The following is a 13,783-nucleotide window of genomic DNA, read 5'->3' on the forward strand; positions in this document are numbered from 1 at the left end:
AAAAACCCCTTATGCATTCAATCATCATAAGGGGTGAAAATGATGCTTAGTTTTGTAACATCGCTTTTACTTGTGCTTTGACATTATCCACTGTAAATCCATACTCTGCCATTACTTTTTCACCAGGTGCTGAAGCTCCAAAACGATCAATCGCAAGGATAGCTCCCTCATCACCTGCATAGCGTTCCCATCCTAGAGAAGAACCCATTTCAATCGCAAGTCGTTTCTTAACTGTTTTTGGAATAACCGATTCTTTATATTCTTTAGTTTGATTTTCAAATCGATCCCAAGAAGGCATACTAACAACAGAAACATTGATTCCTTCTTCTTTTAAGCTCTTCTGAGCCTCAATTGCTAGTCCAACCTCTGAACCAGTTGCAAGTAAGATCGCTTCAGGAGTCCCCTCAGACTTAGCTACAACATATGCTCCGTGTTCAACACCTTCTTCAACTTCTTGCGTTGTCATCTCAATTGTTGGTAATCCTTGTCTCGTTAACACAAGTGCTGTTGGCTTATCTTTACTCTTAAGCGCAAGCTTCCATGCAGCTACTGTCTCATTACCGTCTGCAGGACGAATTACCGACAAGTTAGGCATCGCACGTAATGAAGCAAGTTGTTCAATTGGTTCATGAGTCGGACCATCTTCTCCGACAGCGATACTATCATGTGTAAATACATATGTCACAGGTAGATGTTGCAACGCAGATAAACGAACTGCTGGACGAACATAATCAGAGAATACGAAGAATGTACCACCATATACATTAAGTCCACCATGAAGTGCCATACCGTTTAATGCAGCACCCATTGCGAATTCACGTACTCCAAACCAAATATTACGTCCACTGTAATTAGCAGATGTAAAGTCAGTTTCTTCATTCATCATTGTTTTATTTGAGCCAGCAAGGTCAGCTGAACCACCGAAGAAGCTAGGTACTGCCTTTGCAATCGCATTAATTGTCTTACCAGAAGCATCACGTGAAGCTGGTTTATCCCCTGCACCATATACCGGAAGTTCTTTCTCCCAACCTTCAGGAAACTCCCCAGCAATAGCAGCTTCAAGTTCTTGAGCAAGCTCAGGATATGCTTCTTTATAAGCTGCAAATTTAACATTCCATGCTTCTTCAGTCTGTTCACCGTTGATGACCTCTGCAAAATGGTCATAAACTTCGTTAGATACATGGAAATCTTGTTCATGTGTCCAGTCATAAGCTTCTTTCGTAAGTTTAATTTCTTCTGAACCTAAAGGAGCTCCATGTGAAGCTGATTTTGCTGATTTGTTCGGTGAACCGAAACCAATTACAGTCTTAACTTCAATTAAAGTTGGGCGCTCTTTATCTGCTTTCGCTTCAGCAATTGCTCTTTCAATCTCATCTAAATCATTACCATCTTCTACTCTAATTACTTGCCATCCATAGGCTTTATAACGATCCTCTACACTCTCAGAGAACGAACGATTCAAATCGCCATCAAGAGAAATGTCATTTGAATCATATAAAATGATTAAGCGATCAAGATTAAGGTGAGCCGCTAATGAAGCTGATTCAGCAGATACACCTTCCATTAAATCTCCATCACCACAAATGCTATATGTATAATGATCAATAACTTCATGACCATCTTTGTTAAATTTCGCAGCAAGATGACGTTCAGCCATTGCCATACCAGTCGCCATAGCTACCCCTTGTCCAAGTGGTCCAGTTGTCGCTTCTACGCCAGCTGTATACCCAAACTCAGGATGTCCAGGTGTGCGACTTCCCCATTGACGGAAGTTTTTCAAATCATCCATCGTTACATCATAACCTGATAAATGTAATAGTCCATATAATAACATTGAACCATGCCCAGCAGATAACACAAATCGGTCACGGTTAAACCAATTTGGATTTTTTGGATTGTGGTTCATAAATTTTGTCCAAAGTTTATACGCCATTGGCGCAGCACCCATAGGCATTCCAGGGTGACCAGAATTTGCTTTTTCAATTGCATCGATTGCAAGTGTTCGCATCGTATTAACTGAAACTTGTTCAATAGATTGAGACATGTAATTCATCCTTCCAAATAAATATCATACATCGTTTACCATCATATACTGTTACGACAAATTTCACAATGTTTTGCAGAGAACTTTTACTCAATAGACAAATTCTCCGACTTAGTGATGCGTCGAAGAATTTTTTTCTTGCTTTAATTTATCAGGTGTGACATCATTACCATTCGGATCTACGATTTTAACTGATTTTAATGTGTTTTTCATGGAACCTCTGAACGCTTGTAAATATTCTTGACGTAATTCATGCCTTTCATTCGTCTCTTCTTTTGTCAAACCTTCTGCTTTCGCTTTTTTTGCAAGCTCATTTATACGATTAATTTTTTCTTTTGATACCATGTTTTCTCACTCCTCTTATGATTGACTATGAAGTTATTTTAAATGTTGGGTCTTCACTTAACTGATCTTAATCGAGGAACCACCCATTTGACAAGTTATTCGAGCTGCTTATCCGTATATTCCTGATAACGTCGATGAACAGTCGCTTTGCTCACCTCGTACCCAAAACCTCGTAGTGTAGCTGCTATATCTGCAAATGTTAACTTTTTCTGACGTAGTCTTACGATTTCTTCGATCGGTACATCTTTACGGTCTCTACCAGAATTCAAGTGCTGGTTTTTTAAATTATTGGCAGGTTGAAAACCTCTTTCTACAGCTCGCTTCATCCCACGCTTAATTTTCAAATTATGTAACTTACGCTGGTATTCTTCTACAATTGACACTATTTCAAGCACCATAGAATCAGACTCTGAAAGTTGTAACTCACCTTGATGACTTACACTATATATTTCAACATTTTCTTTTTGTAAAGCATGCAATAGTGCAATTCTAGCATTACCCCTACCTAATCGAGTTTCATCTTGAATTAAAAGAACATTAGCCTCGTTTTCTTTGAAAGTTTGTAATACTTCTAAAATACCTTCTCTTTCAATATCATAACCACTAGCTTTCTCAGAAATTACTTTATATACATCGAATTCATATGATTTAGCTAATTGAAGCAATTCTTCCTTTTGCCGTTCAATTGATGAATGCTGTGCATCTTTCATTGTACTCACTCTACAATAGATCAGTGCCTTATTCATTCTGTCCTTCCTTCCTTAAATCTGTTCAATAAAACATGTAGATAATGTTGTAGAACGCAAATCTACTATTATAACTATATCAAATTCTAAGATAGAACTAGAAATGTCTTGAATTTCTACTCATTCATAACAACTTGCATTGTAGCAATTTCAACTGGAAGAATGATCTCTTGACCTGGGAATATATGATTGTCAAATATATTGTTTTCTTTCTCTACCCAACTAATAAACGAACTTGAAGACAGTTCATGAAAATCTTTATATCGTGCTGACAAACCCCATAATGTATCTCCTTCTTGTACCGCTACTTTCAAATATTCGTCAGTATTTATTGGTTGAAGCTGACCAACAATTACAAAAAACGAAATAACACTCATTATTAAAAAAGGTATTAAATAAGAATAATCTAATTTTGTCATTATAACCCCTCCGAATATTTGTTCGTATTATTATCATAATGAGAACAAATGTTTTCGTCAAGTTTTTTTCGAACTTATGTTTGTATAAAAAATAAAAGTTTGCTATAATATGACACAAATACACGATTAAATGGGGTGCAAGAATGCCAAAAATATCAAAACGGCAACAAGAGATCCTTGATTTTATTAAAAATGAGGTTAACCAAAAAGGATATCCACCTTCAGTTAGGGAAATTGGTCAAGCAGTTGGGCTTGCATCAAGTTCAACGGTTCATGGTCATCTAGCAAGACTTGAAAAAAAAGGGTTGATACGACGAGATCCGACTAAACCACGTGCAATTGAAATTTTAGATGAGGAAACTATGGATGCAATACCAAAAGGTGGCACGATTAACGTACCTATTATAGGTAAGGTAACTGCAGGTAATCCAATTACTGCTGTCGAAAATGTTGAAGAATATTTAACGTTGCCTGAACAATTTGTACCGGATTCAGATGATGTCTTTATTCTAACAATCCAAGGGGAAAGTATGATTGAAGCAGGCATTTATGACGGTGATCTCGTCATTGTTCGTAAACAACAACATGCAAACAATGGGGAAATTGTCGTAGCTATGACTGAAGAAAATGAAGCAACTGTGAAGCGCTTTTTCAAAGAAAAAGATTTCATACGTTTACAACCTGAAAATTCCTCAATGGAACCTATCATTCTACGAAATGTTATTATCTTAGGAAAAGTAATTGGTGTTTACCGCGCACTTCATTAAGATATAAACATCACATCATTCGTAAAAAATAAAAGCTGAGTGCGTTTGTAACTATGCGCTCAGCTTTTAAAATTGAATTAAAAGTTAATGTTCTTAATAGTAGCTATCTAAAAAATCACAATTTACAACATGATTAAGATATAGTAATTAACAAAAACTCTTTGTACTTTATCAAATTGGAGTAACTTGACATGCTAGACGAAAACCACCATCCAAATCTTCAGGAATTTTCTCGTATTCTTTTTCTGTCGGACTATTCAGTAGCTCTTTACCTGAAAGTAATTCGATTACACAACGCTTACAATTACCTTTTTGGCATTTAAAATCAAGAGGTACCTCTTGAATAATTGCAGCTTCTAACAGGGTTTTTCCTTTCTTTGGAACAACCTCATATTGCTCTCCATTTTGTCTAATTTCCACTTGTAATTGTGACATTCAAATCATCCTTTCTTATAGTCATTATGTAATGTTACATTATAAATTTTCAACTAACGTAAGTAGACTAAGTATAATAGTTCTTAAAAGATACTCAGAAAAATTCCATGACGATATTTAAGTTAAATTATGTTAGAACTATCATTACGATCGTTTCACTCTATTTTGGTATGACCTTTGCTATTGTATTCATAATTTACTGGATTTACAAAATACTGAATGTACTTTTTTCACTTCTACTCACTGGAAATTTTCGCAGAAGTAAACGTTGACATCTCACTTATCATTAATGTTGATGATAGAAGTAGAGGGAAGGCTATAGCAGCACCAGATCCTTCACCTAAACGAAGGTTTAAATCAAGTAACGGTTCTTTTCCAAGAAGGTCAATCGCAATTCGATGTCCAGGCTCAACAGAACGATGACCTATAATCATATATTCAGATACAACATTATTTATGAGTTTAGCGATTAATGCAGCTGCTGTACAAATAAATCCATCAACAAGTATAGGGATACGATTAGACGCAGCAGCAAGCATTGCTCCTGCCATTGCAGCAATTTCTAGTCCACCGACTTTTGCTAAAATATCAAAAGGGTCTTCAGCGTTAGGAGATCGAACTTCAATCGCTTTCTTGATGACCTGTTGTTTATGCAAAATATTTTCTTGTGTAATGCCTGTTCCAAAACCGACTACTGACTCAACATCTCGGCCGCTTACCAATGATACAATAGTACTACTAGGTGTCGTATTACCAATCCCCATTTCTCCAACAATAAGACATTTAATTCCATCTTTTATTAATTTTTCTGATACTTCATATCCTACTTCCACTGCGCGTAAAGCTTCATCACGTGTCATCGCATCTTCTATTAGAAAATTAGCTGTACCGTAACGAATTTTTTCCTTTATTAAGTGTTCTCCATCAATTTCAGTTGCAACACCTACATCTACAATCTTAAATTGTGCACCAATTTGTTTGCTAAAAACATTTATTGCTGCCCCACCGTTTAGAAAATTAGTAACCATTTGTGCCGTCACTTCTTGTGGAAATGCAGACACACCTTCGGCAGCTATTCCATGATCAGCTGCAAAAACGATTACACCTGGAGGCGTTACACTTGGAAATTGTTGAGATGTTATTTCTCCTAACTGAATGGCCAACTGTTCAAGCTTACCTAAACTTCCTGGTGGCTTTGTCAAAGTATCAATATATGATTTTACTTGTAATCCATTCTCCTTATCTAGTGGATCGATTTTAAATTCTTTTATTACCACACCTTAACACCCTCAATCTAATATATTATGAAACATTTTACATAATGAATAAACAAAGAAATTTGAAATGATAAACTTTGAATTAACGTAAAGAATATGAGTACTTTTTTTATAATAGGTTTAACGGTTAATTTATTTAATCAACCATGTATAAATTAAGGCTTATCTAAGTACCTGTTGGCATATAAAAAAACAAAAGGTACTTTCGAACGAACACCTTAAGCAAAGTTCTTACCACATAATTGTTTATTTATGTCTTAGACATAAATAAACAAGCGTTGTTACCACCATACCCATGATTAGTTATAAGAACATTGTCTACTTTTTGATATTTCGTTTTTCTTACAATAGGTAAATGCAAATAATCTTTACCTATTGTATTTGTTACTGGAGAAATAAAACCATAGTTCATACTGAGCAAACTCGATACACATTGCAACATTCCAGCGGCACCAAATGGATGACCAAATAAACCTTTAATTGATGAGATTGGTACATCATCATTAATTAAATCTTGAAATAGTTGTTTTTCAATTTGGTCGTTTTCTTCAAGCCCTAAAGCCTGACTATTTACAAAATCAGGTTGCTTACCATTTAAAACTTGTCTTGCTGCTTCGTTCATCCACTTCCCAGACAAATCAGAATGGTAAATTGATAACCCATCTTGATTCGAAGCAACATTGTTTATAAACCCAAATATTTCTCTATCTTCTTGTAAAACATCACTTTCACGTTCTAGAATAACTGCACCCGCACCTTCAGCCATTGCAAAATAATCTTTACCCGAGAATGGGCCACCATTTGAAATCTCACTATTTCTATGCGTAATACCTATTTTTGAAAAACCATAAAATGCTATATCCGTCAATGATGAATCGATACCACAAACAATACAAGCATCTGCCTGTTTCGTTTCTAACAACGACTTTGCCACATTAATTGCATCTAAACTAGACGTGCAACTGTTGGTAATTAATAAAGACATCCCATTCAAGCCTAAAAATGATGTTATGCCCGATACTATACTATTGGCATTCATTTTCGCAATAGCTGTCGGCGGGAATCGATTATATGATTTCTCCTTTGAAATTAAGACATGTTTCTCGATTTCGATTGCAGCTCCATTCGAGGAACCAACAATTACAGCTATTTTTTTTGAATTTTTCTTATTTTTGATTCTGGACATTGAGAAAGCATCATATGAGGCTGATATAGCCATTCGAACAATTCGAGGATATTTTTTAAATTTTACTCCATCCACTTCTTCAAATGTTTCCCTCACTACACCACACACTATTTGACCAATTGTTGGATGTTCCACATAATTCAATGCATTATTTCCTCGTTCTAATATGCACCTAAATTGATCAATATTTGTTGCATTAGGAGCTTTTATCCCAAATCCTGTTACACTTATCCTCTCCATCTGTTCCTCCGTTAATGTAGAATCTTGTTGTATATCGATTATTTAATCTTTTATTATATTATTATTTTGAAAGAGATAATTTTTAAAAATATCAAAAGGTTTCTTTTATTATAAAGTTTTGTATGGAATTCGTATAGTTTTATAGGGGAATCGTGTGCTTTAAGCATACTAAAAACGATTTGTAGACGTTCTTTAAAAACCAAGTACACTCCCCTATCTTATTCTAATTCTATCCTTTACAAAAAACAGAGTCCATTTCCTATAAGTTTAACCAATCGAATAAAAAAAGTGTAAGGCACTGTACTCATTCGTAACAATATCCTACACTTTTATTTATAATCACATAACTGTTCATATTAAATCTTTCTTATTAACTGTAGTATTAACTCCTTGATTGAATAAGTCTGCCTTTTTATACAATTCTGTTAGTAATTCTTCGTCCTCCATTACCACGTTCATAGAAACTATTCTATAATTAACAACAGAAAGAACATACTCATTGTTGTTACAATTAGTATAGATAAGATAAATGTTTTTTTATTTATCTTCCTCCTTATTTTCTTACTCTAATAGTTTTACCTCCATTCATTTTCACTAAATCCTCCACTTTTACTTTCACTAATGAATTTGGAGATCCTCCACCTGTATATACTTCATTCATGTCCATAACGTAAGTGTCAACTAAAAAAATCGCCTCAAACCCAAATGAAGGCACTCCTCCTGCTGGATAACCCGTATATTGTAATACTTCCATCTCTTTAGCAAGTCGAGGCCTTACAATTTCAAGTGCCTTACCTACTCTAGATGTACTAGCTCGATCTTTACCCATTACAATTGCGATAATTAACCTTCCTGTCTGATCGATCATACAAATATTTTTAACAAAATCATTTATTGAAGCATTTACAGCCTTTGCTGCATCTTCGACTGAATGACATGATGCGGTTAAAACGATGTGTTTAAAATTTACTCCATTGGACTTTAGATATTTCTTAACCATCAATTCATAAGCATGCATTTAATCACTCCTTCACTTCAAAACAGTATAAGAGTAAACAAAATAAATACGTTGCGCCATTATGTAATAATATAAAACCGTGATCATTTATGTATATCTTTTCATCATCTTTATCAATGTTTCCTTTATCATTTCAGCTACTTCTTCTATTGTATCTTCATTACATAAACGGAAATAAAGACTACTTAGAAAATTTTTTACATTCGTAATCACTTTGTACTCTTCCTGCCAACATTCACTTCTTTCCCAATTATCAAAATTTCGAATCCAATCTTGGATAGCAGTTATTTTTAGCGTATCCTTTTTCAATATTGTCACAACAGCTGTTGTTAGTCTTTCATCTTCTAGATTCATATAAACTGTGTCCTTCGTACAAACAACATCTTTAATTGTATTTAATAGTTGTAATAAATGATCATCATGCAAGTTATTTTCAGCTAACGCATTTATAGCATCGGCACTATGTGCAATTGAATGAGCCCAACCTTTATGTAGAACATATCCTCTCAAATCTTTTTCTTGTTGTAGATAACGGATTAGTTTGACTTTAACTTCTATAATGTCCTCATTACTTAAAAAATCATGTTTTTGATTAACTAATAATATTAAAGGAATAAGTAACATAGAGAATGAGCGTGTAAAAACTGAATCTGAATCCGAATCACCAATATGATAAAAAATGTGGTGCCCATTCATAGCTGTATGTAAGATATTTCTGAGCATTTCAATTGGTAAATATTCTCCTATAATCCATTCTGAAAATGTCGTATAAATCAGTTCATCTCTTAAGTAACTATCTGTAGAACCAATATTTCTTAACATACTCTCAACTACTGATTCAACATTAGCTCCATCAGGTAATTTATACTCATTATTTTTGATATTAATTAGTTCTTCCTTTAACGTCATTACATTCACCTATTTTCTTTTAGTCTAAGAGATTGATAGGGATACTTTTATACAAACTTGTGTAAATAAATTTTTCTGCATTTTTATAAACATCTACTATTTAATTTCATTTCACTACCATTTTCCATACAATCCCCAAAGGTAAATCTATGGTTCAATTTGATAAAATAGTTAAAAAATAACTACTAATAGTATTTTAAATAGGAAAAAGCGCTATTACAATAGCGCTTTTTCCTCTCAATTATTTAGAACATCGTTATTGATGTATTTGATTTAATTACGCACCTAGTTTTTCCGTAATCATATCTTTACGGTTAACTTGTAAAGTAAGTGCAGTCTTGTCATTCTTACAATACATTCCATGCCAAACATTCTTAGGTACAACAAAATGTGAGCCTACCTTAACTTCAAATTCTTCTACATTTCCTTCATCATCTTTTAGGATAAACGTACCTTCACCATCTAGAACATAAAAAATTTGTTCACAATCATGACGATGAAAATTTGGTTTGTCATACATTTTGTAAGGATAAACGGCAGCAGTCATTTCTTCAGAATTTAAAGTAATGTGCTTTTCTTCATGTTCAAGTTCTAACCCCTTAATAAGCTCCAATACATTTTGATTTTGAGAATTAAATTGACTCAAAGAAAATTTCCTCCTTTTAACATTAAAGAATATTTATTACAATACAGATGATATTATTTGTAATCAATATTTATTACCAATAAAATGATTTTATTTTATTAGTAACAACAAAAATTTTCAAAGTTTTTTATAGCGTGATATTTCCATACTACTAACCATATTTTATGGATTTAATAACGCAATTCTAGTAACCTAATAAACCAATATTATTTCATAGGAAGCTTAACAATTAAAAATACGATATATCCTTATTCTATACATGGCTTAATCAACATAAATATTGTTCAAAATATTTCTTCTTAGTATTATCTAAAACTTATATAATTGCGTTCTTTATAATAATCACGAAAGTTACAATCTATAAAGTCTATTACATCTGTTCAATAACTTTTTTAAAATGTTAATTTTGTAACCCTTTGTAACTGTACAAATTTTATTTAAAAAATATTTTCTATAGAATTATCAGTTGTTCTAAATAATTCTCCATTTCCCAAAATCGGAAAAGCCGACAATATATTTTCCACTTTAAAATTCCTTATTTTTTTCCGAAGATGACAATAGGCTTTCACAGTATCACTTGTGAAAGACTTAATAGTTATACATCTTTTCGTAATCTCCCCATTATCAGACAAATAAATGATTTCGCAAAGTATTTGTTCCCTAAAACATCGTTGTAATACTTTATTCATAATATTTCGCCTCCTTGATGTTTACATTATATGCAAACGTATGTTTCTTGATTCATATTTCTAAAGTTAAGGAAGTGCCTTCGTTTCATACAATAATCTTTAGAAATTTTCAAAACATAAGGAGGATATACTATAGATATTTTTCAAGTAGCATTTCTATAGATTTTTCATTACAAGAAATAATATGCCGTTAAAGTAGTTACACTGTGATGAATTTTTTCAGCCATTATTTAAGTCCAAGCACATTAGTTCATAATAGATATTACTAAGCTTAGTGCTCTGTATTACGATAATATTTAATTGCTCAATAATATAAAAAATAAAAGATTGTCAAACCTTTAATTCAATATATTTGCCACTACAAACTGGTTTGACTTTGTGCTGAACTAGAACATTTTTAATTCCCTGTAATAATATAGATACTATAAATTTTAATATGACGAATCTCCTTAAAAAATCTGTAAAAATATATGCTGTTTTAACGTTGCATCAATTTCCATCTTTAATTCTTTATTTGGTTCGATTAATTTATAATAGTCTTTTATGGATTCAAGTGATTTTTCTTTATTGATTAATAGACTTTCTATACCGCATACATTTCCGCTTCTAACACTCAACAGAAAATCTTTGTAACTGTCATTGTTCGGATACCATATTGCAGATTTGAAACTTGAAAAATCATTTTGTTTGTAACGGTGTAAGAAATCTATAATTCGCAAGGCAGACATAGCATGTTTGTACGTCTTTTTCGTATCCTTTATTATATCTCGCTCATACTCTTTCTTCTTTTGATAAAACATCCCCTGACATGCCTCATACAAATATGGTAAGTTCATTCGAGCAATGTCTTCCCTTTTTTCGAATAGATAATTGAAGAATTTATTGTCAGAGTCAAGATACTCCACTGAAAATAACGTTTCTACAAAATTCACATTTGACTTCCATAACATAATTGGTAATTTTCTAATATCATGATACTCAATGTCTTTCTCAAGACTTGTCTTTGACAGTGATTGTTTATCACCATAGTATAAATCATCGAATGTAGGTAAGAAAAATGCCTTATAATCCTTATCAGAATCGGTCGTACTTAAATTATAATTGTAAGAACCTACTAATGCTGTAAATACAGTTTTCCTATTAGATATCATCATGTATTTTTCCCCTCACTAACAATCCATTGATTATTGATGTTATTTTCACGATTCTCTCCATATACACCAGACTATTCTTATCCGCTTATTCATCGCTTCACCCTCATCTTTCCCTTTATTTAACAATAATGATACAATAATATTAATTTGAACTTAGAGGTGAATACGATGTGTGGTCGGTTTACATTGTTTACTAACTATGAAGAAATTATAAAACGCTTTAATATTGAAGCCGGTATAACAGAAGATCAGTATAGAATTAGTTATAATATCGCTCCTTCACAACCTGTCTTATCCGTTATCAATGATGGTCACATTAATCGAATAGGCTTCTTAAAATGGGGATTAGTCCCACCTTGGGCAAAGAATGAGCAGATCGGTTACAAAATGATAAATGCAAGAGGTGAAACATTAACAGAGAAGCCTAGCTTCCGAAATGCTTACAAGAAAAAGCGCTGCCTTATTATTGCTGATAGCTTTTATGAGTGGAAAAGAAATGAAGATAAGACTAAGACACCAATGCGTATCAAACTAAAATCAGGTGAACTTTTTGCTATGGCTGGACTGTGGGAACAATGGAAATCACCAGCGGGGGAAACCATTTATTCATGCTCTATTATTACGACTAAACCAAATGAACTCGTTTCGCATATTCATGACCGTATGCCCGTTATAATTAAACCTAATGAAGAGGTCAGTTGGTTGAATCCCAATAATAATGATACTGATATCTTAAACAGATTGTTGAAGCCCTATCCTGCTCATCTAATGGAAGCTTACCCTGTTTCTACTTTAGTTAATTCACCAAAAAATAATACTCTAGAGTTAATACATAAGATTGGATGAGTAGTTTCGGTATCCAATCCTCTACAGAAATTAATTTGTATTGATTTAACCCAAAATATCAATGAGTACTCTTCAAATTTTTATAGAGTTTATCCAATAATTAATAGTATAATGAGAAATGTTAATGACATACATAAAATCAATAGATTAGGAGAGTTGAAAATGAAAAAGATACTATTATTCATAATGTCAATGGCATTGTTTGTTCCTTATGCGTCCGCAGCGCCACCTATTAACGTTTACGTTAATTACCAAAAGCAAATATACACTCAATCTCCAATCATAGAAGATGGTACTATTTTAGTTCCTATACAAACATTTGAAACATTAGGGGCTAACGTTGACTGGGACCCTTCAACACAAACAATAACAGTAACTAAATCAGTAACAAGAGGAACCAGAACTGTTGTATTAAAAATTGGCTCTTCTACTGCTATTGTTGATGGTAAAACTGAAGAAATTGCTGTACCAGTACAAATAAAGAATGGAAATACAATGGTTCCTCTACGTTTTCTAAGTAGAGAAATTGGAGCAACAGTTGATTGGAATAGTACTGCAAGAGAAGTTTCAATTGCATTAGGAGATCCATTTGATTTAATACTTGTAATTCCAGCAGGTCGTTATCCTGAAACTACGGCACATATTAATCGTGCAATTGAACAAGGAATCACACCTATTTGTACAATAGACCGTGCTGGTGCAAAAGAAAATAGAGAGAAATCATTAAGGGGAGTTCCTGAAAAGGATGGTTTTGATATAGACGTATATCCGATGGCAATTTGTGCTGAAGGTGGAGAAGGAGCTAGTGTATCCTATATTTCCCCATCTGATAGTCAGGGTGCCTATAGTTATATTTCTAACCTATTAGAAGATGATGAAGATGGTACACGTGTGCTTATTATCACTGAGAAAATGTTAAATAACTCATTTAAAAACTAGTAAAATCAGTTATAATGATCTACATCCATTTATAGTTCTACTTATTATTAAGAGGATTATCGGCACTTTAAAGAAATATTGAGGAATTGAAAGTTTACTATACAATTACAAAGCCCACCGCTG

At 33.2% G+C, this 13,783-nt stretch carries 15 protein-coding genes; 3 read left to right on the forward strand and 12 right to left on the reverse strand.

The window, feature by feature from the left end; genetic code table 11:
• Positions 1-46 precede the first annotated feature (46 nt).
• The 4 genes from tkt to yneA form a co-directional block, all read right to left on the reverse strand.
• Positions 47-2,044 carry a transketolase gene (gene tkt / locus BFG57_RS02220; RefSeq protein WP_069715837.1) on the reverse strand — a complete coding sequence of 666 codons (1,998 nt, stop codon included), beginning with the start codon at positions 2,042-2,044 and terminating at the stop codon, positions 47-49.
• Positions 2,045-2,155: 111 nt separating this feature from the next.
• Positions 2,156-2,389, reverse strand: a complete 234-nt coding sequence (locus BFG57_RS02225) for a DUF896 domain-containing protein (RefSeq protein ID WP_069715838.1) — start codon at positions 2,387-2,389, stop codon at positions 2,156-2,158.
• Between the two features lie 95 nt (positions 2,390-2,484).
• Positions 2,485-3,135 (reverse strand): YneB family resolvase-like protein, encoded by a 651-nt coding sequence (locus BFG57_RS02230; RefSeq protein ID WP_069715839.1) that lies wholly within the window; start codon positions 3,133-3,135, stop codon positions 2,485-2,487.
• 116 nt (positions 3,136-3,251) lie between these two features.
• Positions 3,252-3,554, reverse strand: coding sequence for a cell division suppressor protein YneA (gene yneA, locus BFG57_RS02235; protein ID WP_083249017.1), 303 nt, complete (start codon positions 3,552-3,554; stop codon positions 3,252-3,254).
• Positions 3,555-3,697: 143 nt separating this feature from the next.
• On the opposite strand from yneA, the gene lexA reads away from it, so the two are divergent.
• Positions 3,698-4,321, forward strand: a complete 624-nt coding sequence (lexA, locus tag BFG57_RS02240; protein WP_069715841.1) for a transcriptional repressor LexA — start codon at positions 3,698-3,700, stop codon at positions 4,319-4,321.
• Between the two features lie 171 nt (positions 4,322-4,492).
• On the opposite strand, the gene BFG57_RS02245 is transcribed toward lexA, so the two are convergent.
• The 8 genes from BFG57_RS02245 to BFG57_RS02280 all read right to left on the reverse strand — a co-directional run bounded on the left by BFG57_RS02245 (position 4,493) and on the right by BFG57_RS02280 (position 11,875).
• The gene (locus tag BFG57_RS02245; RefSeq protein WP_069715842.1) at positions 4,493-4,756 is read right to left on the reverse strand and encodes a 2Fe-2S iron-sulfur cluster-binding protein; all 264 of its coding nucleotides are present in this window, start codon (positions 4,754-4,756) and stop codon (positions 4,493-4,495) included.
• A 236-nt stretch (positions 4,757-4,992) separates the two neighbouring features.
• Complete coding sequence (gene cobT, locus BFG57_RS02250) at positions 4,993-6,033, reverse strand: nicotinate-nucleotide--dimethylbenzimidazole phosphoribosyltransferase (RefSeq protein WP_139125034.1); 1,041 nt, start codon at positions 6,031-6,033, stop codon at positions 4,993-4,995.
• A gap of 250 nt (positions 6,034-6,283) precedes the next feature.
• The gene (locus tag BFG57_RS02255) at positions 6,284-7,459 is read right to left on the reverse strand and encodes a beta-ketoacyl synthase N-terminal-like domain-containing protein (RefSeq protein WP_069715843.1); all 1,176 of its coding nucleotides are present in this window, start codon (positions 7,457-7,459) and stop codon (positions 6,284-6,286) included.
• A 553-nt stretch (positions 7,460-8,012) separates the two neighbouring features.
• Complete coding sequence (locus tag BFG57_RS02260; protein ID WP_069715844.1) at positions 8,013-8,477, reverse strand: aminoacyl-tRNA deacylase; 465 nt, start codon at positions 8,475-8,477, stop codon at positions 8,013-8,015.
• Between the two features lie 87 nt (positions 8,478-8,564).
• On the reverse strand, positions 8,565-9,386 hold the full coding sequence (locus BFG57_RS02265) for a DUF2785 domain-containing protein (protein WP_069715845.1): 822 nt from the start codon (positions 9,384-9,386) through the stop codon (positions 8,565-8,567).
• A 277-nt stretch (positions 9,387-9,663) separates the two neighbouring features.
• Positions 9,664-10,032 (reverse strand): cupin domain-containing protein, encoded by a 369-nt coding sequence (locus BFG57_RS02270; protein ID WP_069715846.1) that lies wholly within the window; start codon positions 10,030-10,032, stop codon positions 9,664-9,666.
• Between the two features lie 437 nt (positions 10,033-10,469).
• Positions 10,470-10,721, reverse strand: coding sequence for a hypothetical protein (locus BFG57_RS02275; RefSeq protein WP_069715847.1), 252 nt, complete (start codon positions 10,719-10,721; stop codon positions 10,470-10,472).
• A gap of 449 nt (positions 10,722-11,170) precedes the next feature.
• A complete protein-coding gene (locus BFG57_RS02280; RefSeq protein WP_245676688.1) occupies positions 11,171-11,875 on the reverse strand; it encodes a DNA polymerase beta superfamily protein in 705 nt (234 codons plus the stop codon).
• 168 nt (positions 11,876-12,043) lie between these two features.
• Between BFG57_RS02280 and BFG57_RS02285 the strand changes: the two genes are divergently transcribed.
• Both BFG57_RS02285 and BFG57_RS02290 read left to right on the forward strand, forming a co-directional pair.
• Entirely contained in the window at positions 12,044-12,721 is a 678-nt protein-coding gene (locus tag BFG57_RS02285) for an SOS response-associated peptidase (protein WP_069715848.1), read from the forward strand.
• A gap of 162 nt (positions 12,722-12,883) precedes the next feature.
• Positions 12,884-13,660 (forward strand): copper amine oxidase N-terminal domain-containing protein, encoded by a 777-nt coding sequence (locus BFG57_RS02290; RefSeq protein WP_069715849.1) that lies wholly within the window; start codon positions 12,884-12,886, stop codon positions 13,658-13,660.
• The last annotated feature ends 123 nt before the right edge of the window (positions 13,661-13,783 follow it).

It is taken from the genome of Bacillus solimangrovi, from assembly GCF_001742425.1.
Lineage (GTDB): Bacteria > Bacillota > Bacilli > Bacillales > Bacillaceae_N > Bacillus_AV > Bacillus_AV solimangrovi.